This window comes from Sphingomonas rubra, assembly GCF_900115745.1.
GTDB classification, from domain to species: domain Bacteria; phylum Pseudomonadota; class Alphaproteobacteria; order Sphingomonadales; family Sphingomonadaceae; genus Sphingomonas; species Sphingomonas rubra.
Genome location: NZ_FOXP01000002.1, coordinates 1 through 24,125 on the forward strand (window position 1 = coordinate 1; position 24,125 = coordinate 24,125).

Sequence of the window (24,125 nt, forward strand, 5' to 3'; positions counted from 1 at the left end):
CGGAAGGTGTGGACGCCGAACCCCTCCATGTTGGCGAAGGTACGCGGCAGCGTGCGGTCCGACATCGCCCACATGATCATGTGGGTGGATTCGGGCATCAGCGAGATAAAGTCCCAGAAGGTGTCGTGCGCGGTCGCCGCCTGCGGGTAGCCGCGGTCAGCCTCCATCTTGGCGGCATGGATCAGGTCGGGGAACTTGATCGCGTCCTGGATGAAGAACACGGGGATGTTGTTGCCGACCAGGTCCCAATTGCCTTCGCGCGTGTAGAATTTCACCGCGAAGCCGCGCACGTCGCGCGGCGTATCGATCGATCCCGCACCGCCGGCCACCGTGGAGAAGCGGACGAACACGTCGGTGCGCTGGCCCTTCTTCTGGAACAGGTCGGCGACCGTGATGTCGGACAGGCTGTCGGTGCATTCGAAATAGCCGTGCGCGGCCGAGCCGCGGGCGTGGACGATCCGCTCCGGGATACGCTCGTGATCGAAATGGTTGATCTTCTCGCGATAGACCTCGTCCTCCAGCAGCACGGGCCCGCGTGCGCCGACCTTGAGCTGGTTCTGGTTGTCGCTGATCGGCGTGCCGTGGTTGGTGGTGAGCACGGGGTGATCGTCGTCGGTCGTCTGGTGCGTCTCGCCGCCGTTGCCGGCGTTCAGGGCTGTGTAGTCGGTCATGATGGTCCTCGTGCGATATCGATGTCGCCAACGGATCGGGGTCGCCGCGGGTTGCCGCGAAATCAGCCGTTTACGACGGCGTCATGCGGCGATCGCGGGTTCACCTTGGGCCAGGGTCGCCACCGCCTCCGCCGCTTCGGCCAGCGACGACACGTAGCGGTCGGCGCCGAGCGCTTGCTGGACGCCGGCGTCGTCCAGCGCCTTCTCGCCCAGCGGCCACATGCCTACGACAACGCGGGCACCGGGCGCTTTGGCGCGCAGGCGGCGGACCAGGTAGCGCAGCTGTGCGGGCGAGCCGGTGACCTCGAGATAGGAGATGGCTATCACCTCGACGCCGCTCAGGTCGAGTGCCTCGATGCCGTCGCGCGTAACCTGGTTCGCAGCGATCCGACGTGCGGCGACGCTGCGCTCGCCAAGCAGCTGCGCCAGCATCGCGGTCACCGTTTCATCGAACACGCCGTGCCCGGCGATGAGCGCAATGCGCTGCCGGTCACCCGGCTCGTCGACAGGGGCGGCGCGCGGCTGCAGGTCGGCGACAATCGAGCGCATCGACCGCGTCATGCCCGCCGCGCGCGCCTGGTCGATAGTGCCGCGCGCCTGATCCTCGACGGCGAGCTTCAGCCCCTCCAGCACGACGCCGTCGTAGTAGTCGGCGAGCGATCTGTCGGTGAGCAGCGCCTCCGCTTGGGCCAACGCCTCGTCCGGATTGTCGGCGAGGATGCGCTGGTAGAAGGTCTCCACCGGCGTCAGCGCCGGCCTGTCGCCGAGCAGCACGTCGAAGAACTCCAGGCTCTTCACGTGGCGGCCCATGACAACCAGGCAGAGCGTCAGCGGCGTCGACATGATGAGGCCGATCGGCCCCCACAGCCACGTCCAGAAGATCGCCGACACGATCACCGACACCGGCGATAGGCCGGTCGAATGGCCGTAGAGCAGCGGCTCGACGACGTAGCCGGTGATCGGCTCGATCACGACGAACAGCGCCACCACCTCGATCGCCATGCCCCAGCCCGGATCGACCGCAGCGGCGAGCGCGGCGGGAGCTACCGCCGCGAGGAACGAGCCGATGTAGGGCACGAAACGCAAGAGGCCGGCCATGACGCCCCACATCGCGGGCGAGGGCACGCCGATCAGCCAGAGGCCAATGCCGATCACCAGTCCGAAGCAGGTGTTCACCGCCAGCTGCGATAGGAAGTACTTGCTCAGCCGCTGGCCGGCATCGTCGAGCGCGCGGGTGGTCCGATGAAGGTCGCTCGACCCGAACAGGCGGATGAAGCGGTCGCGCAGGTCCTCCTTTTGCATCAGCACGAAGATGGCGACGATCAGCACCAGGATCGTCGTCTCGAGTGGCCCTAGGATCGGCTCGACTACCGTCTTGGCGATGGCGAAGGGCGACGTGCCGGACTGGACCACCTCCACGGGCACGGGTCTGCGCTCGCCCGAGCCGGCCGGCGCAGCCGCCGAAGCCGACGCGGGACGCGCGTGCGATCCGCCCCCGAACTCCTTGGTGAGCGACGCCATGCGGGTGAGCGCGAAACCCTGCACGCCCTCGACCTTGGCCTGAATGGTTCGCGCGTACTGCGGCGCATCGGCGGTGAGCGATGCCGCCTGGCTGCCGATCAGCGTGCCGATGAGCCCGAGCACGCCGAGTGCCGCGAGCACCGTCACGATCACGGCGGGCGCGCGCCACAGCCGCCATCGCTGGAGCAGGTTGACCACTGGCGACAGCACGAAGGACAGCATAACCGCGAGCGTGATGGGGATCAGCACGTCCTGGCCGAAGTAGAGCGCCGCGATCACCATCGTGCCGACGGCGACGGCCGCCAGCGTCTTCAGTTCGGGAGCGGATGCGGGACGAATCTGCGCCGCGCCGCCTTCGGGTGCTGGACCATCGCGACTGCCGGTCAGCACGTCCTTGTAACCCGCGGTGTTCTCCAACTCGGACATCGTCCGGTCCCCTCGTCGACGAAGCGGCGGTCTCGCCGCCTCGTCGCTTCCCTAGCGGGTACGCGGCGGATGGCATCGCTCTTTCATCCATCGCTTCGCGACGGACGCATCGATTAGCCGGCCGCACCAGCTTCGATCAGACCCGGTGCGCTTGCCTCACGTTTGGCCGGACCTAAGATTTGCCTCTCGGTCTATAGGCGATCGTCGCGGTGCCGCTGGCGTCGACGGGTAGGAAGAGGCCGTCGCCCGTGACGACGATGCCACCGTTCCGCACCCGGTCGATGGTGGTGAAGAAGACGAAGTCTCCTTCGCGCCGCTGACCGATCTCCTGCCGCACGTCGCCTAGCAACCGGGCAAAATCCTTGCCGAAGTCGTGGGTCAGCGCCTGCCGCACGCTGTCCTGCACGCCGGAGTCGCCGAACAGCGTCAGCAGCAGGTTGGCGACGCCGCTATCCGTGTCCCCGGCGATGCGGACGTCGCGGACGCGTACGACCTGCGAATCGCGGTCATTGTAGGGAATGGCCGTCAGCCACACCGTCCCCTTGGTCGCGAAGGTGGTGCTGCCGCGCTTGCGGACCTTCGCCTGCACGCCGACCGCGAGATGGTCGCCGGTCGTGGCGAAGACGGTGACTCGTCCGAACTCGGCGTCAACCGGGCCGACGCCGGGAAGCGTGATACCCTTGGCCGCCAGCTTGCGGAGAGCGCGTCCGATCACCGGTTCCAGCTGCGCGTAGTCGGCGAGGACGGGGATGAAGAAGTGCAGACCGCGCGTGCCGACGTGCCGGCTGGGCGGCGGCAGGGGCGCGGGTGCGGGATCGGCGGGGCGGGGGCCGATGAACGTCTCGGTGATCGCGTCGGCCGCCAGTACCATCTCGATCCGGTCGCTGGTGACGCGGTAGCCACCGAAGCCGAGACGACGCGGCTCCAGCCGCATCCAGGCAGGCGGATTGTCGCGGTTGAGCGCAACGGAGGTGAAGCCCTGCCTCCAGGCGACGGCGAGCTGATCCCGGAGCTTCAGCTTGGCGAGTTCGCGCGGCAGTGTGCGCTCCAGATCGACGATGACTGGTTGGAGTCGCTTGTCGGCCATGCCGACGAACTCGATGCGCTGGCCGAGGATGTCGATGCCCGGCGGCGTAGTCCAGTCGTAGTCGATGTCGACCTTGGCCCGAGGCGACCAGTCCGACGCAACGGAAAGATGAGCGACCGCGCGGACCGTCGCCGCGCCGGTGGCGGTCTCGCTGGCGATGCCACCCACCTTCCGAGCCGAGATCGTCGCGTTCACCGGCAGCGTAATGACGAGCTCGTTGCCGCGGCCCGACAGGCGCACGCGCCCGCGGGTGACCTGCCCGACGATCCTGCAGCCGAGCTTCGGGAGCACCTTCAGTTTGGCGATGCCGAGGTCGACCCGCTTGGCGGCGACGCAGTCCGGCTTTCGCTCGTCGATCGTCCACAGTCTGCGCGGCAGCTCGGCGTCGAGCACCGCCGCGACCGACGACAGGGATGCGGTCACCGGTACGACGATGGTTGAGGTCTGCCGCGGGAAGCTGACCGGATGGTCCTCGCGCGGCGGCGCCGCGTTGCCGCCGCCCCGGCTGCATGCGCCTGAGGAGAGGCACAGCACTACACCGATCCCTACGGGGAGTGCCCATCGTGCGGGGTTCCCATGCCGCCGTTTGTCGAAGCCTTTGCTCATGACCCACCCCACCGTCGCCGATCCATGTAGCTCAACCAGCTCCGATCGTCAGTGACGTTCTCCCGAACGGGAGCCGGAGCGTCCGAGGATCGTTTCGCTTCTGAAAACATCCAGCAAGGGGAAGAACGATGGCACGCACGGCGACGAAGCGCGGCAAGGACGAGACCAAGGCCGCGGAGAAGAAAGTCGAAAAGACCGGCAAGCCCGCAGGCGGCGCGCGCGGCGGCATCACGGCGCCGGTCACCCCGTCCGCCGAACTGGCCGAGATCGTCGGCGACAAGGACCTGCCGCGCAGCGAGGTGGTCAGCAAGGTCTGGGAGTACATCAAGAAGCACGATCTGCAGGATGCCAAGGACCGCCGCCAGATCAACGCCGACGACAAGCTGGAGAAGGTGTTCGGCAAGAAGTCGGCGAGCATGTTCGAGATGAACAAGCACCTGAGCGCACACCTCACCGCCAAGAAGGCCTAGGCGGCCCGGCGCAGCCTTCATCCAAGCAGGACTCACTCATGCGCTTCGTTCAGATGGACATGCTTCCGACCGGCAAAGCGCTCGTCGACATCGACAAGCTCACCCACGCCATTCCGCAGGAGCAGGGAAGTAGGTTGTTCCTGGGCGCGCAGCACCTCGACGTTCCGCACACGCTCGGCGAACTGGAGAACGTGCTGACCGGACGAGAGCGGACCGACGATGGCGAGCAGGGAAGAGCCGGCTTCCACGTGCGATGAGCCGGCGCCTGGATGCACTCGCGCCGTCCGCCGGCGTACTAGGCGCGATTATCAGTCGAAATGGCGAGAAAGCGGCTCGGCGAATCTGCGGCGGAACCAGATGAAATTTTTTACCGGCTGGACAGGTCGCAGCCGGCGCATAGAGGCGCACCGTCGCTCCCGACTTCATCTCGAGGGCGAGGTTGTCGGCACCGGTCGGCTCGAATTCGGAGTGCAATGGCCAGGTCGCTTTTATCGCGAGTCCCACTTGGTCCTTCGCAGGGGCGGCACGCTGCGGGTCGACGGCGAGTTCAGCATCTACTCCGGCGCGACGGTGACGATCGGCGAAGGTGCGACGCTGAGCCTGGGCAGCGGATACGTGAACGGGGACGCTTCGATCTCCTGCTTCCTGGACGTCCGCATCGGCCACGGTGTGGCGATCGGGCCGGAGTTCATGCTCATCGATGACGACCGCCACCAGCTGTCCGGCACTCGCGGCACCTCCGGTCCGATCGTCGTCGGCGATCACGTCTGGCTGGGGTCGCGGGTGACGGTGCTGAAGGGAGTGACGATCGGTAACGGTGCCGTGATCGCCGCCGGTTCGGTGGTCACCAAGGACGTGGCGGCAGGCGAATTGTGGGGCGGCGTTCCCGCGCGGCATCTGCGGACCGTCGAGTGGACCTGATCGCCCGCGCCCGGATGCCGCAGAGATCTCAGGCGACACACTCTGTTCCGAGCGCGTTCGCGTCATCAGCAACTTACCGGTGCCTGGGGCAACCACGCGGCATCGATCCGCGTTTGGGGGATCATCGGTCCGCGAACGGGCCGAACACCTCCAGATTGGGATCAACGACATGGGCTTGTTCAGCAAGGACATCGCCACCTTCGACGACCTGTTCCTCCACCAGCTTCAGGACGTCTACTACGCCGAGAACCAGATCACGAAGGCGCTGCCCAAGATGATCGACAAGGCGACGGCGCCCGCGCTCCGCGCCGGGTTCGAGACGCACCTGCGCGAGACCGAAGGTCAGATCGCCCGGCTGGAGCGCATCTTCGACCTGCTCGGCGAAAAGGCGAAGGCGGTCACCTGCCCGGCGATCGACGGGATCATCAAGGAGGCCAACGAGGTCGCCGGTGAGATCGAGAACAAGGCGGTGCTCGACGCGGCGCTGATCGCGTCGGCGCAGGCGGTCGAGCATTACGAGATCACGCGCTACGGCACGCTGATCGCCTGGGCCGACCAGCTCGAGCGGCCGGAGATCGTATCCATCCTCCAGGAGACGCTCGACGAGGAATACGCCACCGACGACAAGTTGACTGCGATGGCGAAGTCGTCCGTGAACCCGAAGGCCGAGGCGGTAGTCGAGGCTTGATGATGCTGCCGATCCGGCGGCCACGTCGGATCGGTATCTCCACTCCGGATGCCGCAGCGCAGGAGCTTGTTCATGACCGACCAGGACAAAACCTTGAATGACGAGAAGACCTGTGTCGAGAAGGGCGTCGGCGATGCCGAAGGCGGCGCGGACGCTGGCGGGCCGGGCAACATCCTCGGCGGCGTCCAGCCGTCGAACGAGAACGGCGGCGAGACCGAACGTCGTCACGACTGATCAGAACCGGTTCGTGCGAAGCGCCTCGAGGGTTGGTCTTGCGGCCGCGATCCTTGTGGGCTGCGTTCCCGCCGGAGTCAGGGCCGAGACCATCCAGTACGCTTGCGGCGATGGCGTGAGCTTCACGGCCACGTTTCAAGGAAAGCAGGTCGTGATCGTCACCACGTCGGCGCGCTACCTCCTACGACGTCGAGGCGTTTCGTTCGAGCGATACGGGTCGGCGAGCACGGCATTCATCCGCGACAGCGAGGACGCCGTGCTCGTGGGCGCGGCGGGAGGGCCATACATGGACTGTCGCTCGGCCAGAAGGACCAGGCCGGCGTCGGTGTGACCGGCAAGTCCGGTAATGTGCAACCCGCATCGAGATCGATCAGGGAACGCTGATCTCGCCCGCCGTCTGGGTCGGATAGGAACTGAGCGCCGCCTGGCTGAGCGCGAACGCCACCTGATCGACGCCGCCATTTAACGCACCCGTGGAGCGCACCGTCACCGCCGCGCCATGCCACAGCACCGCCTGTTCTCCTCGGCGGCGGATGCGGATCTCGACCCTGGTACGCTGCAGCGGCACGAGCACGGACTTGCCCTTGGAGATCGGGATGCTCACGCCCCCGCCGGTCGGCAGTGCCTGTCCCGACCGGCCTTGAACGACCGCGGTGCCGACCGCAGCGCGCGTGGCGACCACCTCGGCGACATAGGCGGCGTGAGCGGGATCGTTCAGGATCGTGAAGCCCCGCAGTCCGAAAGCCTTGGCGGCGGCGTCGACTGCGATCGCCGCCGGCGGGTCACCTTCGTGCGTGGCCGTCGCCGTGATGGCGACCGTACCGCCGGCCGCAGGCGACGCCTGAACCGCGATCGTGTGAGCCGCTACCAGCGTCGTCGCGACCAGCGCCTTGATGATCCTGCCAGTCATGCCCGTTCGTCCTTCCACTTCGCCGATGTACCTAGACGCGCGACCGGGCGCGGAGTTCGCCATGCGGATCGTCAATCCCGCCGAGGCCACCTTCCGTCCACATCGACCAGCCCTTCGCATCTTGGCGGGTGGGCAGAGGTGCGTCAGATGGACGCATGAAGGTCTTCCTGGATTTCGAGGCGTCGTCGCTGTCCGATCGCAGCTATCCGGTCGAGGTCGCCTGGGTGTTCCAGGACGGCCGGTCCGAGAGCCATCTGATCAGGCCTGCGACGGAATGGACCGACTGGGACGAGGAGGCCGAGGCGATCCACGGTATCAGCCGGGAGCAGCTCGCCGGCGAGGGCGATCCGCACGACGTCGTCGGGGCTCGCATGGTCGAGGCGCTCATCGATCACGAGCTCTTCGCCAGTGCTCCCTCCTGGGACGGCAAGTGGTTGAGCGTCCTGCTGCGCGGCGCCGGTCTTCCCCGGCATGCCTTGCGCCTCCGGAACACGGACGAGGCGCTGCGGGCGACCGCCACCGAGATCCTGCAGGGCGCCCTGCCGGCCGCCAGACTGGACATCGAGGTGCACGCGCTCGTCGCGTCGGCGAACGCGGGCAAGCAGGCGCGGCCCGCCCACCGCGCTCTTCCCGACGCACAGGGAGAGTACGAGACGTGGCTTCGCCTCCGGCAGACCGCGCGCGAACTCCTCGCTCAGACCGGCGGCTGAACGGCCGAGGCGCGATGGCGATCGATCCACCCTGGATGGCAGCCGCCAGGCGCGCAGCGCTGACGCTCCGAGCGTCCACGCGATCCACGCGATCCACGCGATCCACGCGCGGTGCCGGCCATTCCGTCCACGTCGTCCTGCTGCACGACCGCGGCTTTTTCGGAATGCCGTGGCCTCTACGTCGGGCAGACGTCCCGCGATCCGGATTGGCGGTTCGACCAGCACAAGTCCGGCAACAAGGCGAACGGGGCCGTGAGGCAATTCGGCGTGCAGCTGCTTCCGGACCTTTTCGAGCACCTGAACCCCCTCCAGCGCTGGGAGTCGCTGGAGATCGAGGCCGCGTTGGCGGACGCGTTCAAGGACATCGGGGTCGACTGGGTCGAAAGGGGGCCACTGACCTAGCTCGGCGGCTTGGCCGCCATGGAGTTGCCCATTTCGCCGAAATTCTGCGTGATGAACTAATGTCCGCTTTCGAGATTCCAAGAAAGCCGCGCCGAAGTCTGCTTCTGGGTCTCACTCCGTCCGTCACAGCCATTCGTGATTGAGGTGCAGGTCTATATGCCCTGCAGCGACCTGCACCTTCCCCATCATGTCAGTCGCGCAGGCTGTCCGGCACGATGCCACCGTTCTCAGCCAGCTTCGCCATGACGGCCTTGTGGAGCGCTATGTTCTGCTCGGCAGTGCCGTCCGCTCCGGCATGGACGTTCAGCTCGCCGGCGAGCTCCTTGCGAGCGGCAAGGCTGGAGTCGAGGTCCAGCAGCTTCAGCAGGTCGACGATGGAGCTCTGATAGTTGCCGCCACCGTTCTTCATCGACGCCATCTCCGACAGCACCGCGCCGACGTCGACGCTCTGTGGCTGTGTAGGGGCCGGCTGAGCGGGTGGCGCCGCGGCGGCGGGTGTCGGCTGGGTGGGCGAGGGTTGCGCCTGCGGCGCTGCCGAGCCGGTGGGTGCCGCAGGCTTGTTCTGCCCGTGATGGAAGATCTTGCCCATGATGTTGCCGAAGATGCTCATCGTGCCTGTTCCTGGATAACGACCGCATGACCGCGGCACCGGCCACAACGACGCGGTCGAGCGCTTGGGTCCGCGCTCGGGGAACGTCGAGGGGGTGCGAGCGCTTACCTCGATGCGCGCATAAGCGCTTGAAGGGGTTTGCCACTATGACCATCCGGACGACGATCATCGCTTCCACTGCGCTCCTTGCGCTCACCGCATGCGGGAGGAACGCTGAGACTACCCAGACCAACACGGCGACCACCGCCCAGGCGGGTGACACCGGCATGGCCACCGCAGCTCCGACCCCGATGGCGGCAAGTGCGGCTCAGAGCTTCGCTAACGCCGCTGCGGCGAGCGATGCCTTTGAGATCGCAACCTCGCAGGCAGCACTATCGAAGAGCAGTTCGGCTTCGGTGAAGACCTACGCCCAGAAGATGATCGACGCGCATACGGCGTCCACGGCGAAGCTGAAGACGGCAGCTGCCGAAGCCACCCCGACACTCACGCCCGACCCGACGCTCAATCCCGAGCAGCAGCAGAAGCTCGATCAGCTGAAGGCGCTGAGCGGGACGGCGTTCGATCAGGCTTACATCGCGGAGCAGGCGGCGGGCCACCAGCAGACGCTCGACACGCTCAAGGCTTACGCCGCAACCGGCGACACGCCAGCACTGAAGACGTTCGCGACCAACCTGATCCCGATCGTTGCCGCGCACCTCAACATGGTCAAGGGCCTCAAGGCCTAACGCCTAGGGGCGATAAGGCGGTGGCTCTCCAGCGCTTCCTGCTGGGGAGCCACGGTCGGTCACCGCAGCCAGGTAGCGGCAGGATGCGCGATGCTCGCATTCTTCAACGAACCGGAAGCACGGGGCTCGCGGTAAGAGGATCGATCATGGATGAGTTTGCCCGGATGATGAGTATGGAGGGCGTCCGCCCTCTCGACCAGACGAAGGCAGCAGTCCGTCCCACCGCTGAGAAGCAGTCGACAACACTCGATCACAAGATTGTAGTGCCGCCGACAGCGACGTCTGGAGGTCACGCGTGGGCTACCGGTCCTCGCGCGCGAACTGCATTAGAAACCGCGCTTGATCGCCTCGCGGCCGAGATCCGCGATGGACGGCGTGGCTGGGCTACCGGCATCCGTCAGGATGGCACGACTGTCACGTTGCCGGCGTCATCGGGGGCGGCGTCGCTGCTTAGCGCCGCGGACCGCCAGACGCTTCGGCTGATGATCGTCGGCGGCGATGGCTGGACCTTCGTCATGCATCCGATGATGGGGGTCGCCACGCTCGACGAGGACCCTGATACCTCCGAATAAACGAGTGCCTGCTATCGGGATAACGGTAAGCCGCGCTTAACGTCGTCTTCTGGGTCAAAGCAAGGCCTACAGCTTCTGGCGGTCAGTTCGTTCTTTCTGCAGTCGATCGTCGAGCTTGGCCGCGCTCGCGGCTGCCAGATTGATGCACCCGCGCGGGTCAACGAGGGGCTCCTCACCGGCAAGCCGGGCGTACAGGTCGCTTGCGGACGGATGCGGCGTGACTACCAAGTCACAGCGGAGCCTCGCCACGGTCGCGAAGCTGGCCTTAAGTGCCGCCACGCGTTCACCATGGTCGGAGAAGCGGTAGCCGTCAGTTGATACGGCGCTAAGGCTGTCAGCGAAGACGAGGTCATGGCAGACCCGCCCCTCGCATGATCGCCACGACCAAGATGTGCCGCCCGGCGCATGCCCGGGCGTCGCATGTGCGGTAAGCCGCAGGGAGCCGAGCCGGACAACTTCGCCGTCGCGCACCACGCGATCGACGCGAACGCCGGGAAAGGCCGGCCTGTCCCCGTCGCGCTGCGGATCATTCGCAGCCATTACGCCGCTTTCCAACGAGCGGCGGGCGGCGGTGGTCGCGACCATCTGCCCGCCGGTGCGGCGCTTCAATTCGTTGAGGCCGCCGGCGTGGTCAGCATGCTCATGGGAGGAGAGCAGCAGCTTCACATCAGACAATCGCAATCCCAGCCGTTCGATATTCAACGCTATCATCGGGGCGGCATTGGCTGCGGCACCGTCGATCAACATCGCGCCCCTGTCCCCCACCACGAGCACGACCGTGATGCCGCACGTGCCGACATCGTAAACGTTGCCGAAGATGCGCACGGGAGGCGCCGGATCGCTCCAGCCGTCCTTGCCCGCACATTGCGCCGCATGGGCTGCGAAGCTGGCCGGATGGAGCGGGGCGCCCGGCCGCATCGCGACGACGGAGGCAGCGACCCCGACGCTAACTGCTGCTGCAAGTAAGAAATGGCGGAGCGGCATCAGGTTTACCTTCGAATGCCGAGCAGCTGCACCGAAACAGTACCGTCGGCCATCAACATGGAGGTGCTTAACGAGCGTCCGCTTTCGGGCAAGGCTCAAGACGTCCTGGATGGCGTCTTCTGGGTCAGCGCGTGTAGCGGAGCGTGCTGTACTCGAAAGCACGAACATGCGGACGGTAATACGTCCCTCTCAGTGATCGTGCAGATCGGCCGCTCTCGCCCATTTGCGGACTTTGCCGCCCAGCGGCGCCCGTACCGGAGCACTATGGGGAGAGTTACCTGATGTCAGATGTGCCTTCGATCGGCGCCTTCGCGATCGTACCAAGCAACGACCATGAGGCTGCAACGGTCTTTTGGAAGCGGCTAGGGTTCAAGCGGGCTCGTGGCATCGACGACTACGTTATCATGGAAGATTGGGGTTGCGAGGTGCACCTGACCCAAGCTGGCCCGAGAGAATGGCGGGTGCGGGCGTCGGCTCGCTGGCGGGTGCTCGGTGCCCCTGGCACGATGACGAGGACGTTCGAGGGGGCAAGCGAGGACATATGAGAAGCGTGACGCTGCCTGTTGGCGAGGTCGTCCCCGCCTTGGGCCAGGGCACCTGGAGGATGGGCGAGCGTGTCGAGCGGCGATCCGACGAGATCGCCGCGCTTCGCGCGGGCGTCGACCTGGGCATGACGCTGGTCGATACCGCCGAGATGTACGGCGACGGTGCGGCCGAGACGCTGATCGGCGAGGCGTTGGGCGATCGTCGCGACGAGCTGTTCCTCGTCAGCAAGGCCTATCCGCAGAACGCGTCGCGCGCGCGCCTCGCCGGTGCGTGCGAGGCCAGCCTGAGGCGGCTCGGCACCGATCGGCTCGATCTCTACCTGCTGCACTGGCGGGGGTCGGTGCCGCTCGGCGAGACGGTCGAGGCGATGGAGGCGCTCCGGTCCGAGGGGAAAATTCGGCGCTGGGGCGTCAGCAACCTCGATACCGACGACATGGACGAACTCGTCGCGGTCGGCGGACAAGACTGCGCTACCGACCAGATCCTCTACAATCTCGTTCGCCGAGGCCCCGAGCTGGACCTGCTGCCGTGGCTCGCCGATCACGCAATGGCGGTGATGGCCTATAGCCCCGTCGAACAGGGGCGACTTGCGAGCGATCCAACCTTGGGGAGGATCGCGGGCGAGATCGGCGCCACGCCCGCGCAGGTCGCGCTCGCCTGGACCATGCGGCACGAGGGCGTCATCGCCATCCCGAAGGCGGGATCGGTCGCCCATGTGCGGGAGAACCGCGTGGCAGCGGATATCGTCCTCTCCGACGCCGATCTGGCGATGCTTGATGCGGCGTTTCCCCGACCGCGCGGCCAGCGCCCGCTCGAGATGCTCTAGCCGGCAGCTCCACCTTACCACCCGCTCAGGGAGCCGGCGGCGGCGCGGCGGGGTCCTCGGCGTCCACCATCTCGCGGACGGTGCGCCCGGCGAGCCCCATCTCCGCCGCGAACGCTGCCAACCCCGCGACCGCGCACACCAGCGCGCCGCCGAACAGCGCGAACAGGACGGTGCCCCCGCCGCCGCTGCGGAGCGCGCGCAGGAACAGGGTGAGCGCCGCGCAGCAGGTGAGCGCCCCCGCGATCGCCGCGAGCAGGACCGCGGCGTCGAGCAGTCTCGACCGCAGCCGCAACCGGGCGAGCTGCCGGGGTCGCTGCGTCGGCTCCGCCGCGAGCCGGGCCACCTGGTCGGAGATCCGCGCGAGCCGCTGGGTGAAGACGTTCAGCAGCGACGCGATGCCGGTAAGCAGGAACGCCGGCGTCAGCGCGAGCTGGACGACGTGCGCGGCGCTATCGGCGTCGGGCGACATGGGCACTCCTCGATCGACGCCGGTCAGAGCCGCTCGCGCACGCCGCCGATGATCTGCCGCGCGGTGTCTGCGACGACCTGCATCGCGCCGCGATCGCCCTTGGCCATCGACGTCATGAACGCCTTGGCCTGTTCCATCGTGACGTGCGGCGGCAGCGGCGCGACGTTGGGGTCGGTCTTCACCTCCAGCACCACGGGCCGATCGGCGGAGAGCGCCCGGTCCCACGCGTCGCCGAGCGCGGCCGGGTCGTCGACGAAGATGCCCGTCAGCCCGACCATCTCGGCGAACCGGGCGTAGGGGACGTCGGGCAGCGACTGCGTCGTCGCGAAGCGCGGGTTCCCCTCCATGATCCGCTGCTCCCAAGTCACCTCGTTCAAATCCTCGTTGTTGAACACGCAGACGACCAGCCGCGGGTCGGCCCAGCGCCGCCAGTATTTCTGGATCGTGATGAGCTCGGCCATGTTGTTCATCTGCATCGCACCGTCGCCGACCAGCGCGACCACGGGCCGCGTGGGGTGCGCGAACTTGGCGGCGATCGCGTAGGGCACGGCCGCGCCCATCGAGGCGAGGCCACCCGACAGCGACCCGCGCTGGCCGCGCTTCATCTGCCAGTCGCGCGCGTACCAGTTGGCGCACGATCCCGAATCGGAGGTGACGATCGCGTCGGCGGGGAGGCGCGGCGACATTTCGTGCACCACGCGCTGCGGGTTGACCGGAGAGGCGTCAGCCAGGGCGCGGCCCTTCAGCGTCTCGCGCCAGTCGTCCATCGCGGCGGCGATGCCGTCCTGCCAGCCGCGGTCCTGCTGATGGTCAAGCAGCGGCAGCAGCGCGCGCAGGGTCTCGCCGGCATCGCCGTGGAGGTTGACCTCGGCGGGGTAGCGCAGACCGAGCATCTCGGGCGCGATGTCGATCTGCACGGCGCGGGCCTGGCCGTCGGCGGGCAGGAACTCCGCCCACGGAAAGCCGGTGCCAATCATCAACAGCGTGTCGCAATCGTCCATCATGTCGGACGACGGCTTCGTGCCGAGCAACCCGATCGCGCCGGTGACGAAGGGCAGGTCGTCGGGCAGCACGTCCTTGCCGAGCAGCGCCTTGGCGACCCCCGCGCCCAGCCGCTCGGCGACCGCGACGACCTCGTCGGCGGCCTCGCGCGCGCCCGCACCGATCAGGATCGCGACTTTCCGCCCGGCGTTCAGCACCTCGGCGGCGCGGCGGAGATCGGCGTCATGCGGCAGCACGCGCGGCGCGGAGTAGCCGGGGCCGGAGCGGGTGAAGCCGTGCGCGCGCTTCGGCTCCTCCCACGCCTCGTCCTGCACGTCCTTGGGCAGGATCAGCACGGTGACGCCGTTCCGCGCCTTGGCGACGCGCAGCCCGCGATCGACCAGGTGGCGCAGCTGCGCGGGCGCGGCCGCCTCCTGCACGAAGTCGGCGACGTCGGCGAACATCCGGTCGAGGTTCAGCTCCTGCTGGTAGCTCGCGCCACGCACCGTCGTTTCCGCCTGACCGGCGATGGCGAGGACCGGCATGTGGTCGCTCTTGGCGTCGTAGAGCCCGGTGATGAGGTGCGTCGCGCCGGGGCCACCCGTCGAGAGGCAGACCCCGAGCTCGCCGGTGAACTTGGCGTGCGCGGTCGCCATGAAGGCGGCCATCTCCTCGTGCCGTACCTGGACGAACTCGATCTCGCCTTCGGTGCCCTCCGCGCGCTGGAGGGCACCGAGGACGCCGTTGATGCCGTCGCCCGAATAGCCGTAGATGCGCGTCACTCCCCAGGTCTTGAGGCGCTCGACGAAGAAATCGCTGGTGAGGCGGGTCATGGGGCAATCCTGTGGGGGCGGCGCGTGGTAAACGCCTGACGAGCCTATGGGTTCTCCTCGACGAGCGTGCGCGCGTTCCTTCGGCGATGCGATCACCCTGATCGGCGGTGCGCGGGGTTCGTGTCTCAAAACTCTCCCGAACCCGTGAACCCGCCACGATCCCCACGGGTTGTGCCGGGGACGGCGGAGCGCCGCTGGAACAGGAGAGACCGATGGGGACCAATGCACTGAGTCATGGGGCCAACATCGTCTGCGCGAGCGGCAAGGCCTCGCTGACGCGCGAGATGGTGGAGGCCGCATGACCCTTTCTGCACCCACGCCCGTCAAGACTGCGGCCGAACTGAAGAAGTTCGATGTCACCATCCGTCGCTTCGACCCGACGCAAGGGTCGGCAAGCGGAGAGGAGTTCGTGCTGCCGGTCGACAGCCCCGACGAGGAGCATGCGATCGCATCGACGATCGCCAACGCCGCATCGTGGTCGGGCAAGGTCGCGGACGGACAGCCGCTGCCGATCGCCTTTATGGCCGTCCGCGTCGCGCGGCGCTGAGGCGATGGACGATCTCGACACGCAGGCGAGCGGTGATGCTGCGGTTCGTCACGACGCGAGCGAGCCCGGCGGCAAGCCGAGCTTCGCGATGACCGACGGCGGCGGTGCCGACCCCACCCACCAGCACCTCTTCCATCTCGCGGGCGCCGCGCCCAGCCGGTTCGACGGCGGCGACCTCCGCGGTGCGGTGGCGGACAACTGGTCGGTGCTGAAGGGGCAGCAGGGCTCCGTCTACCTCGCCCGGCTCGCCCCTGGCGGCGTGCGCGAGCCGCACTGGCACCCGTCGGCGTGGGAGATGAACTTCGTCGTCTCCGGTCAGGTCCGCTGGAGCCTCGTCGGGCCGGGCGGCACCGGCGACGCGTTCGAGGGCAAGGCCGGCGATCTGGTCTTCGCGCCGCAGGGCCACTTCCACTATTTCGAGAACACCAGCGACACCGAGGACCTCGTTGTCCTGATCGTCTTCAACACGAGCGTCGCCGAGCCGGACGACGACATCGGGCTGGTGGAATCGCTGTCGGCGATCCCGCCCGACGTCCTCGGCGCGCTTTTCGGCGTCCCGGCCGACACGTTCAAGGCGGTCCCGAAGAACCGCGATCGCGTCGTGATCGCATCCAAACGGAAGGAGTCGGCGAATGGCTGATCTATCGGGCAAGGTGGCGGTGGTGACTGGGGCGGCGCGCGGCATCGGCCGCGCCGCCGCAGAGGCACTCGCGAAGGCGGGTGCCGACATAGTTGGGATCGACATCGCCGGGCCGGTCAGCCCCATCCTCGACCTAGCGCCCGCCACGTCGGAGGAGCTTTCCGCCACGGGCCGCGCGGTCGAGGCGGCGGGGCGGCGCTGGCTGGCGATCACGCTCGACCAGCGCGACCTGCTGGCGCTCCGCAATGCCGCCGCCGAGGTCGTCGAGACGTTCGGGGGCGTCGACATTCTGTTCGCCAATGCCGGCATCCAGGCGTTCAAGCCAATCCTCGAAATGGAGGACATCGACTGGCACGACCAGATCGACGTCAACCTGACCGGGACGATGAACGCGGTTCGCGCCTTCGCCCCCGCGATCAGGGATCGTGCCGCCGCGACGGGTCACGGCCGCATCATCGTCACCAGTTCGACGCAGGGGCAACACGGCACCAGGCACGGCGCGGCCTATTCGGCGTCGAAGTGGGGGATCATTGGGCTGATGAAGTCCGCCGCGCTGGAGTTCGGCGAATATGGCATCACCGTCAACGCGCTGATCCCCGGCTTGATCGACACCGCGCTGACCCGGCACGAGGACCGCTACGTACAGGCGATCGAGGACGGCCGAAAGCAGCCGACCGGCAACGAGGCGAAGGACGAGCAGCTCGCGGCACAGGCGATGATCGCCAAGACGCCGCTCGGCGTGCCGTGGATCGACCCCGCCGACGTCGCGCCGATGGTCGTCTTCCTCGCCTCCGACGCGGCGCGGATGGCGAGCGGCGGCACCTATTCGGTGACCGGCGGCGACAGCGCCCACGGCGCCGCCTGACGGACAGAGGAGAGATCGGGATGAACGGAAAACGGATGGCCGGTGCGATCGCGGGCGGGCTCGTCGCCGGCCTCGGCATCACCGCGCTGATGATCGCGGGAGAGCGGAAGAGCGGCAAGCCTTCGGAACTCGCCGACCTCGAACGGACCAGCGCTCACCGGCTCGGCGTCCACCCGGTGCCGCCGGCGGACCGACTGCCTGACGCCGCCGAGCAGGCGGTCATCCAGGGTGGCCACCTGCTGCTGTCGGCGGCGGCCGGCGCCGTGTTCGCCACCACGGTCGAGGAGGACGCTGGCGTGATCCCGTCAGGCATGGCGTTCGGGCTCGCCTTCTACGCGGCGATGCACTGGATCGCCGGGCCGTTGCTCGGCGTGAAGAAGCCGGAATGGCAGGCGGACGCCGGCACGATCGGGATGCACGCCGCCAACCACGTCGCCTTCGGTCTGGCAACCGCGGCAGGCGCGAGGCTCGCTGCGCGCGCCTGACGCAGGCTCACTTTACGGTGAGGATGACCTTGCCGCGGGGGTGATCGGTGCGCGCGAAGCGGTGCGCCGCCTCCACCTCGTCCAGACGTACGCGACGGGCGATCTCGACCCGGACCGTTCCGTCCGCGACGAGGTCGAGGACGTGGCCGAGCGCGACCGCGTCGGGCGTCGCGTGCCAGCGCGGCACGGTGCGCACGCCGTGCGCCGCTGCGGCCGCATCGTCGGGGTTCAGCGTGGAGACGAGGATGCCGCCGCGCTTCAGCGTCGCGAACGACCGCTGCTGTATCTCGCCGCCCTGCGTGTCGAAGACGAGGTCGAGATTGGTCGCGATCTCCTCGAACCGTTCGGCCTTGTAGTCGATCGCAGTGTCGGCGCCGAGTGCGCGCACGAAGTCGAGGTCGCCGCCGGAGGCGGTTGCGAAGATCGTGCAGTTCTTCCAGCGCGCAAGCTGGACGGCCAAATGGCCGACGCCGCCCGCGGCGCCGTGGACCAACACCCGTTGGCCGTCCCGAAGCCCGCCATGATCGAACAGCCCCTGCCACGCGGTCATCGCCGCCAGCGGCAACGCGCCCGCGACCTCGGTCTCGACGCCGTCGGGGACGCGGACCAGCTCGTTCGCGGTGACGAGTACCTGCTCAGCTTGCGCCCCGCGCGCCTGATCGATGAAGGCGCAGACCCGGTCGCCGACCGACCAGCCCTCGAGGTCGCTGCCGACCTCGGCGATTGTGCCCGCGAGGTCGCGGCCCAGCACGATCGGCAGCTTGTCCTCGCTGACGGGCGCGTACTTGCCCTCCGCGGTCTTCCAGTCGACCGGGTTGACGCTGGCAACCTCAACCCGGACGACCGCGGCGCCGCCATCGGGCGAAGGAGCGTCGATGCGCTCGATCTGCAGCGTCTCGGGATTGGTGAAGCGATGGACGCGGACGGCGGTGATGGTCATGGCGCGACCTCCAGCAGCTTGTCGATCGTGATCGGCAGCGAGCGGATGCGCTTGCCCGTCGCATGATAGATCGCGTTGGCGACGGCGGCGGCGGTGCCGACGATGCCGATCTCGCCCAAGCCCTTGACGCCGAGCGGCGTGACCTCGGGATCGGGTTCGTCGACGAAAATCACGTCGATGTCCTCGACGTCGGCGTGGGCGGGGACGTGATATTCGGCGTAATTGTGGTTCATCCAGCGGCCGAGCGCCCGGTCAATGAACGTCTCCTCGTGCAGGGCCATGCCGATCCCCATCACCACGCCGCCGAGGATCTGGCTCCGCGCGGTGCGGGGATTGATGATCCGGCCGGCCGCCACCGCGTTGACGACGCGGGTGACGCGGACCTGGTCGAGCTCCTCGTCGACGCGGACCTCGACGAATACCGCGCTGTGCGTGTTGCGCGCCTTTCTCGCCATAGAGACCATGTCGGAGAGGCCGGGTTTGGCGGTCTCCTCCACCTCGATCACGTCCAGCCCGCCCGCGCGCATCGCGTCGGTCAGGCTGACCCGCTTGGTCGGATCACTCTTCAGGACCATCTCGCCGTCGACGAAGTCGAGGTCGTCGATCGACTTCGCTCCCCACAGCGGCCGGTCTTCGACCTCGTCCGCCGCCTTGAACAGCTTCTCGGCGACGCTGCGGCAGGCGAGCTGCACCGCGGCTCCGGTCGACGCCGCTGCCCACGATCCGCCCTCGACCGGCGCCGCCGGCAGGTCGCTGTCGCCGAGCCGCGCGGTGATGCGGTCGGGCGACAGGCCCAACGTATCGGCAGCGACCTGCGTCATCACCGTATAGGTGCCGGTGCCAATGTCGGACGACGCGCTCGCCACCTCGAGGTCGCCGTTGGCCGACAGCCGCGCGCGCGCCGAGGTCTTGGAGAATTGCGCGTCCCACATGCCGGTGGCGACGCCCCAGCCGATCAGCTCGCGCCCTTCCTTCATCGATCGCGGCTCCGGGGCGCGCTCGGACCAGCCGAACCGCTCCGCGCCCTCGCGATACGCCTCGCGCAGCGCCTTGGAGGTGAACGGCACCTGGTTCATCGCCTCGGTCTCGGAATAGTTGACCATGCGGAATTCGAGCGGGTCGACCTTGGCCTCGTAAGCCATCTCGTCGATCGCGATCTCGAAGAGCGCCATGCCGGTCGCGGCGCCCGGCGCGCGCATGTCAGCCGAGGTGTAAGTGTCGCGCGGCGCGATCGTGTAATGGCCCTCGGCGTTAGGGCAGTCGTAGTTCATCATTCCCCAGGTGACGATGTCCTCCATGTTGTTCTCGAACCGCGAGGTCGAGGTGGTGGCGTCGCCGTAGATCGAGGTGAGCTTGCCGGTATGCTCGGCACCGAGCCGGATCTCGTAGGTGCATTCGGGCCGGTGCGCATGGTAGAACATCTGTTGGCGGGTCATGACGACGCGGACGGAGCGTTCGAGCAGAATCGCGCCCATCGTCGCGAGCTGCACCTGCCACTGCGGGCGCAGCCCCGACCCGAAACCTCCGCCGACATAGGCGTTGACGACGCGTACGTCCTTCTTGGACAGCTTGAACGCGCCGGCCAGATACGCTTGCGTGTTCTGCGAGCCCTGGACCTTGTCGTAGACGGTGATCTTGCCGTCCCCGCGCCATTCGACGGTGGAGGCGTGCATCTCCATCGGGTTGTGGTGTTCGGTCGCGAGGCGGTACTCACCCGACAGCTTGAGCGCCGCCGCATCGAACGCGGTGCCCGCATCGCCGCGTGCCTTGGGAGGATGGTAGGTGTTGCGGCGCATGCCCTTGGCCGGCAGGAACTTCTCGCCAAGCGACGTGTCGAAGTCGACGTTGTGCGCCTCCGCCTCGTAGTCGATCTCGACCAGGCTGGCGGCGAAGCGGGCCGCCTCGAACGTCTCGGCGATCACCAGCGCGATCGGCTGGCCGGCGAACAGGATGCGATCGTCGTGGAGCGCCTTGAACGGGTCGCCCGGAATGCTGAGCTCGTCTTTCCAGCTATGGTCGAGCCACGCCTGCTTGGGACGGTTCTCGTGCGTCATCACCTCGACCACGCCCGGCACCGCGCGGGCGGCGGCAGCGTCGATCGACGCGATGCGGCCCTTGGCGATGCGGGCGGGAACGGCGACGCCGTAGAGGAGGCCGGGCACCGCGTACTCGGCGGCGTATTTGGCGCGGCCGGTCACCTTGTCGGCGCCGTCGACGCGGGCGAGGGGGGTGCCGATGCCGACCTTGTGGGGAGCGTTCATGGTGGTGATCCTCAGCGAATGCGCTTGTCGGTCTGCGACTGCGGTGTGCCGGCGGCAGCCTGCGCGAGCGCGCGGACGATCGCCTTGTGGGCGAGCCCGATCTTGAAGCCGTTGTCGCCCTGGCCGACCGCGCCGGCGAGGAGCGCGCGCGCGGCGGTGTCGAACACGGTGTCGGAGGGACGCTCGTTCTTGATCGCCTCCTCCGCTTCGATCCGCCGCCAGGGCTTGTGGGCGACGCCGCCGAGCGCGATCCGCACGTCGGCGATCCGGTCGCCTTCCAGCCGCATCGCCACCGCCACCGAGACGAGCGCGAAGGCGTACGACAATCGGTCACGTAGCTTGAGATAGGAGTAGTGAGTCGAGAAGTCCTCCGCCGGGAGGTCGATGGCGGTGACCAGCTCGCCCTGCTTCAGATTGTTGTCGCGCCACGGCTCGTCGCCGGGCAGCCGGTGATAGTCGGCGAAGGCGATCGTGCGATCTCCCTCCGGCCCCGTCACCTGCACCTGCGCCTCAAGCGCGGCGAGCGCGACGCACATGTCGGACGGGTGGGTTGCGATGCATTGGTCGCTCGCGCCCAGGATGGCGTGGATGCGGTTAACCCCGCCGATCGCGCCGCAGCCCTGCCCCGGCACGCGCTTGTTGCAGGGCGTGTCGACGTCGTAGAAATAATAGCAGCGGGTGCGCTGGTTGAGGTTGCCGCCGTTGGTCGCCGCGTTGCGCAGCTGCGGCGACGCGCCCGCCAGGATCGCGGAGGCGAGGAGCGGATAGCGTGACTGGACCCGCTCGTCATAGGCGGTGTCGGCGTTGGTCGCGAGTGCGCCGAGCCGGAGACCGCCATCGTCCCGGTCGGTGATCCGCGCCAGCGGCAGACGGTTGATGTCGACCACCTCGAGCGGCCGGGCGACGTTCTCCTTCATCAGGTCGATGAGGTTGGTGCCGCCCGCCAGATAGGCGACGTGGTCGCCCGCGCCGTCGCGCACCGCCTCGGCCACGTCGTCGGGACGGGCATAGTCGAAGCGGATCATGCCTGCTTCTCCATCGCGTCGAGCACCGCGTCGGCGATGTTGGTGTAGGCGCCGCAGCGGCACAGATTGCCGCTCATCTGCTCGCGCACGTCCTGCCGGTCCTTCGCGTGCCCCTCGTTGATGAGCCCCTGCGCCGAGCAGATCTGCCCTGGCGTGCAATAGCCGCACTGGAAGGCGTCGTGCTCGATGAACGCGGCCTGGAGCGGGTGGAGCTCGCCCGGCTGCCCCAGCCCCTCGATAGTGGTGACCTCCGCCCCGTCCAGCGTCACCGCCAGTTTGAGGCAGGAGTTGATCCGTCGACCGTCGATCAGCACGGTGCAGGCACCGCACTGGCCGTGGTCGCAGCCCTTCTTGGTGCCGGTCAGGTCGAGCTTGTCGCGCAGCAGGTCGAGCAGCGTTGTCCAGGGCTCGACCTCCAGCGTGCGCGCCTCGCCGTTGATCGTCAGCGACAGCGGCAGCGTCGCGATCGGACTCGCGGCGACGCGCAACGCTGCCGCGCGGTCGATGGTCACGGCGTCGTTCATGCTGGGATCTCCTCGATCGATGCCGTATTCGCGGCGGCGACGCCGTTCTCGCGGTGGCGGAAGTCGCTGAGCGCCTGGTAGACCTGGAGCCGCGCGCGCATCACGCCGCCGAGCGGCCGGTGCGCCGCCAGGCTCTGCGCGGGGCGGAAGGTCATCACCTCGTCGAAGTAGCGGACGCGTTCCGGGCTGTAGGCGGCCTGCCGCGGCAGCCGGATGGTCGCGACGGTGCGATACTGGCTCGCCTGCGCCGGCCACTCGACCGAGGCATCCTCAATGGGCTGGGTCTCGGCATCGGCCCAGAGCTGCACGCGCAGGTCGAAGACGGCGTCGTGCTCGTTGAAGTATTCGATCGCCGCGTGGCGGAAGCCGTCCTCGTCCTGGTGCGGGTCGAGCTGCCAGTCGTCGAGCGCGTCCTGGTAGGTCGAGGAGGGGAAGGTGCCGAGCTTGGCGACATAGTCGCCGTAGCGGACTGGGCACTGGCTGAAGTAATAGTCGTCGAGCGGATGGCTGTACGGGTGGCCATAGAAGTCGAGCGTCGGGCTGGGGCCGCCCGCGACAGCGTTCAGGACCTTGTTGATGTTGCGCGCTATCGACGAGGCGGCACTCTTCACGCCCTCCGGCATCGGGGTCGTCGCGCCGATCTTCTTCGCCTGGCTAAGGAAGCCCGCCGCCGTTCCGGCCGGGAAGGTCGGTCCGCTAGCGAAGACGAAGTCCTGGGTCGGCGCGTCGTGGCCGGGCAGCTTCTCGCCCTCGACCCCGAACACCTTGATGGCCATGCCGCGGTGGGTCGAAACACGGTCGCCGAGATGCTCGCCGGGGCCCTGCGCGAAGCGGACCGCGACGGGGAAGGTGCCGCCGTTGGCGAACAGCCCCTGCGCCAGCTCGGGCGGCAGGTCGTCCGCAACCGTCATCTCGCCGAGAACGCAGGCCGTGCTCTTGGCGTGGCTGGCGCGCACCGCGTGACCCTCGCGCTTCTCGACGACCTCGCTCTCTTGCGTCATCCCCTTGATGATGCCGTCGATCGACTCCTGCTCGTCGTCTTCCAGGGTCTCGACGTCGTCGCTGTAGCGCAGGTAGGTCATGCTTCTCTCCCCTCGGCGCGACGCTTTCCGCTCGCGTTCCGGCATCAACAATTGAGAACCGGCGGGGCGAGGATCGGTTCAGCAAATAGCCATGGGGTTTACCTGAATTAATCAGTTTCCATGAGATCGGGGGAACCCGAACGGATCGCTGCTTACAGGTCACGACCAATGTCGTCATCGCCCGCGGTCGCCGGGCCGGGTGGCCTCCTTCCCGGATGCCTTCTGCCACGGCCACCGTCCCTCGATCTCCACCTCCAGCGAGAAGCTGAGGAACGTGCGGATCAGGACGATGCCGGCGAGGACGATCAGGCTGCGGATCGTCGGCTCCACCGCCACGGTGTTGATGATGTCCGCCGCGACCAGGAACTCGAGCCCGAGCAGGATCGACTGGCCAAGACTGGAGCGGAAGCGCGACACCAGCTGGTCGCGCGACGCCGAACGTCGTGCCATCCGCACGAGGAAGGTCCCCAGGGCGCCGAACGACCCCACGACGATGATCGCGGTGCCGACGATCTCGACCACGCGCGTGACCAGGTGTACCCAAGCCGCTTCGTCCATCACGAT

Annotated in this window: 28 protein-coding genes; 14 read left to right on the forward strand and 14 right to left on the reverse strand. The window is 67.9% G+C overall.

What is annotated here, in order from left to right; all coding sequences use genetic code 11:
- The 3 genes from BM145_RS02420 to BM145_RS02430 all read right to left on the reverse strand — a co-directional run.
- The coding region (locus BM145_RS02420; protein ID WP_143090077.1) for a catalase at positions 1 to 671 on the reverse strand (671 nt) is incomplete at its 3' end.
- Between the two features lie 81 nt (positions 672 to 752).
- Positions 753 to 2,618 (reverse strand): AI-2E family transporter, encoded by a 1,866-nt coding sequence (locus BM145_RS02425; protein ID WP_093330884.1) that lies wholly within the window; start codon positions 2,616 to 2,618, stop codon positions 753 to 755.
- A gap of 172 nt (positions 2,619 to 2,790) precedes the next feature.
- Entirely contained in the window at positions 2,791 to 4,239 is a 1,449-nt protein-coding gene (locus tag BM145_RS02430; protein ID WP_425441075.1) for a DUF4403 family protein, read from the reverse strand.
- Positions 4,240 to 4,439: 200 nt separating this feature from the next.
- Between BM145_RS02430 and BM145_RS02435 the strand changes: the two genes are divergently transcribed.
- The 5 genes from BM145_RS02435 (at position 4,440) to BM145_RS15920 (ending at position 6,624) form a co-directional block, all read left to right on the forward strand.
- Positions 4,440 to 4,781 (forward strand): SWIB/MDM2 domain-containing protein, encoded by a 342-nt coding sequence (locus BM145_RS02435; RefSeq protein WP_093330891.1) that lies wholly within the window; start codon positions 4,440 to 4,442, stop codon positions 4,779 to 4,781.
- A gap of 38 nt (positions 4,782 to 4,819) precedes the next feature.
- Positions 4,820 to 5,038 (forward strand): hypothetical protein, encoded by a 219-nt coding sequence (locus BM145_RS02440; RefSeq protein ID WP_093330895.1) that lies wholly within the window; start codon positions 4,820 to 4,822, stop codon positions 5,036 to 5,038.
- Positions 5,039 to 5,285: 247 nt separating this feature from the next.
- Positions 5,286 to 5,702 carry an acyltransferase gene (locus BM145_RS15915; protein ID WP_177200061.1) on the forward strand — a complete coding sequence of 139 codons (417 nt, stop codon included), beginning with the start codon at positions 5,286 to 5,288 and terminating at the stop codon, positions 5,700 to 5,702.
- 169 nt (positions 5,703 to 5,871) lie between these two features.
- Positions 5,872 to 6,390 (forward strand): YciE/YciF ferroxidase family protein, encoded by a 519-nt coding sequence (locus BM145_RS02450; RefSeq protein ID WP_093330900.1) that lies wholly within the window; start codon positions 5,872 to 5,874, stop codon positions 6,388 to 6,390.
- Between the two features lie 72 nt (positions 6,391 to 6,462).
- Entirely contained in the window at positions 6,463 to 6,624 is a 162-nt protein-coding gene (locus tag BM145_RS15920; protein ID WP_177200062.1) for a hypothetical protein, read from the forward strand.
- A gap of 370 nt (positions 6,625 to 6,994) precedes the next feature.
- Here BM145_RS15920 and BM145_RS02465 read toward each other — a convergent pair whose 3' ends face one another.
- Positions 6,995 to 7,534: a hypothetical protein gene (locus tag BM145_RS02465; RefSeq protein ID WP_093330908.1), complete on the reverse strand. Its 540-nt coding sequence runs from the start codon at positions 7,532 to 7,534 to the stop codon at positions 6,995 to 6,997.
- 155 nt (positions 7,535 to 7,689) lie between these two features.
- On the opposite strand from BM145_RS02465, the gene BM145_RS02470 reads away from it, so the two are divergent.
- Positions 7,690 to 8,244 (forward strand): 3'-5' exonuclease, encoded by a 555-nt coding sequence (locus BM145_RS02470; protein WP_093330911.1) that lies wholly within the window; start codon positions 7,690 to 7,692, stop codon positions 8,242 to 8,244.
- 111 nt (positions 8,245 to 8,355) lie between these two features.
- Positions 8,356 to 8,646, forward strand: coding sequence for a GIY-YIG nuclease family protein (locus tag BM145_RS02475; RefSeq protein ID WP_093330912.1), 291 nt, complete (start codon positions 8,356 to 8,358; stop codon positions 8,644 to 8,646).
- A gap of 190 nt (positions 8,647 to 8,836) precedes the next feature.
- Here BM145_RS02475 and BM145_RS02480 read toward each other — a convergent pair whose 3' ends face one another.
- Positions 8,837 to 9,256 (reverse strand): DUF3597 domain-containing protein, encoded by a 420-nt coding sequence (locus BM145_RS02480; protein WP_093330915.1) that lies wholly within the window; start codon positions 9,254 to 9,256, stop codon positions 8,837 to 8,839.
- Between the two features lie 146 nt (positions 9,257 to 9,402).
- Between BM145_RS02480 and BM145_RS02485 the strand changes: the two genes are divergently transcribed.
- Both BM145_RS02485 and BM145_RS15535 read left to right on the forward strand, forming a co-directional pair.
- The gene (locus BM145_RS02485; protein ID WP_093330917.1) at positions 9,403 to 9,981 is read left to right on the forward strand and encodes a DUF4142 domain-containing protein; all 579 of its coding nucleotides are present in this window, start codon (positions 9,403 to 9,405) and stop codon (positions 9,979 to 9,981) included.
- A gap of 146 nt (positions 9,982 to 10,127) precedes the next feature.
- The gene (locus BM145_RS15535) at positions 10,128 to 10,553 is read left to right on the forward strand and encodes a hypothetical protein (RefSeq protein ID WP_143090079.1); all 426 of its coding nucleotides are present in this window, start codon (positions 10,128 to 10,130) and stop codon (positions 10,551 to 10,553) included.
- Positions 10,554 to 10,619: 66 nt separating this feature from the next.
- On the opposite strand, the gene bla is transcribed toward BM145_RS15535, so the two are convergent.
- Entirely contained in the window at positions 10,620 to 11,537 is a 918-nt protein-coding gene (gene bla, locus BM145_RS02490; protein WP_245739013.1) for a subclass B3 metallo-beta-lactamase, read from the reverse strand.
- Between the two features lie 541 nt (positions 11,538 to 12,078).
- Between bla and BM145_RS02500 the strand changes: the two genes are divergently transcribed.
- The gene (locus tag BM145_RS02500) at positions 12,079 to 12,909 is read left to right on the forward strand and encodes an aldo/keto reductase (RefSeq protein WP_093330922.1); all 831 of its coding nucleotides are present in this window, start codon (positions 12,079 to 12,081) and stop codon (positions 12,907 to 12,909) included.
- Positions 12,910 to 12,934: 25 nt separating this feature from the next.
- Here BM145_RS02500 and BM145_RS02505 read toward each other — a convergent pair whose 3' ends face one another.
- Together BM145_RS02505 and BM145_RS02510 are read right to left on the reverse strand one after the other, a co-directional pair.
- Positions 12,935 to 13,378 carry a DUF2721 domain-containing protein gene (locus BM145_RS02505; RefSeq protein WP_093330924.1) on the reverse strand — a complete coding sequence of 148 codons (444 nt, stop codon included), beginning with the start codon at positions 13,376 to 13,378 and terminating at the stop codon, positions 12,935 to 12,937.
- Between the two features lie 23 nt (positions 13,379 to 13,401).
- On the reverse strand, positions 13,402 to 15,192 hold the full coding sequence (locus BM145_RS02510) for a thiamine pyrophosphate-requiring protein (protein WP_093330927.1): 1,791 nt from the start codon (positions 15,190 to 15,192) through the stop codon (positions 13,402 to 13,404).
- A 298-nt stretch (positions 15,193 to 15,490) separates the two neighbouring features.
- Between BM145_RS02510 and BM145_RS02515 the strand changes: the two genes are divergently transcribed.
- From BM145_RS02515 to BM145_RS02530, 4 genes are read left to right on the forward strand one after another with little or no spacing between them, the layout of a single operon-like run.
- A complete protein-coding gene (locus BM145_RS02515) occupies positions 15,491 to 15,739 on the forward strand; it encodes a hypothetical protein (protein ID WP_093330929.1) in 249 nt (82 codons plus the stop codon).
- A 4-nt stretch (positions 15,740 to 15,743) separates the two neighbouring features.
- Positions 15,744 to 16,379: a cupin domain-containing protein gene (locus tag BM145_RS02520; protein ID WP_093330931.1), complete on the forward strand. Its 636-nt coding sequence runs from the start codon at positions 15,744 to 15,746 to the stop codon at positions 16,377 to 16,379.
- Positions 16,372 to 17,244, forward strand: coding sequence for an SDR family NAD(P)-dependent oxidoreductase (locus BM145_RS02525; protein ID WP_093330934.1), 873 nt, complete (start codon positions 16,372 to 16,374; stop codon positions 17,242 to 17,244). The genes BM145_RS02520 and BM145_RS02525 overlap by 8 nt, the downstream gene beginning before the upstream one ends.
- Positions 17,245 to 17,264: 20 nt before the next feature.
- On the forward strand, positions 17,265 to 17,729 hold the full coding sequence (locus BM145_RS02530; protein WP_143090080.1) for a hypothetical protein: 465 nt from the start codon (positions 17,265 to 17,267) through the stop codon (positions 17,727 to 17,729).
- Positions 17,730 to 17,736: 7 nt separating this feature from the next.
- Here BM145_RS02530 and BM145_RS02535 read toward each other — a convergent pair whose 3' ends face one another.
- The 6 genes from BM145_RS02535 to BM145_RS02560 all read right to left on the reverse strand — a co-directional run bounded on the left by BM145_RS02535 (position 17,737) and on the right by BM145_RS02560 (position 24,119).
- On the reverse strand, positions 17,737 to 18,669 hold the full coding sequence (locus BM145_RS02535; protein WP_093330940.1) for an NADP-dependent oxidoreductase: 933 nt from the start codon (positions 18,667 to 18,669) through the stop codon (positions 17,737 to 17,739).
- A complete protein-coding gene (locus tag BM145_RS02540; RefSeq protein ID WP_093330942.1) occupies positions 18,666 to 20,930 on the reverse strand; it encodes a xanthine dehydrogenase family protein molybdopterin-binding subunit in 2,265 nt (754 codons plus the stop codon). Before BM145_RS02540 ends, BM145_RS02535 begins: the two co-directional genes overlap by 4 nt.
- An 11-nt stretch (positions 20,931 to 20,941) precedes the next feature.
- Complete coding sequence (locus BM145_RS02545) at positions 20,942 to 21,955, reverse strand: FAD binding domain-containing protein (RefSeq protein WP_093330944.1); 1,014 nt, start codon at positions 21,953 to 21,955, stop codon at positions 20,942 to 20,944.
- Positions 21,952 to 22,479 (reverse strand): (2Fe-2S)-binding protein, encoded by a 528-nt coding sequence (locus tag BM145_RS02550; protein ID WP_093330946.1) that lies wholly within the window; start codon positions 22,477 to 22,479, stop codon positions 21,952 to 21,954. Before BM145_RS02550 ends, BM145_RS02545 begins: the two co-directional genes overlap by 4 nt.
- The gene (locus BM145_RS02555) at positions 22,476 to 23,561 is read right to left on the reverse strand and encodes a catalase family protein (protein ID WP_093330948.1); all 1,086 of its coding nucleotides are present in this window, start codon (positions 23,559 to 23,561) and stop codon (positions 22,476 to 22,478) included. The genes BM145_RS02550 and BM145_RS02555 overlap by 4 nt, the downstream gene beginning before the upstream one ends.
- A 174-nt stretch (positions 23,562 to 23,735) precedes the next feature.
- The gene (locus BM145_RS02560; protein ID WP_093330950.1) at positions 23,736 to 24,119 is read right to left on the reverse strand and encodes a DUF1622 domain-containing protein; all 384 of its coding nucleotides are present in this window, start codon (positions 24,117 to 24,119) and stop codon (positions 23,736 to 23,738) included.
- Positions 24,120 to 24,125: the final 6 nt, after the last annotated feature.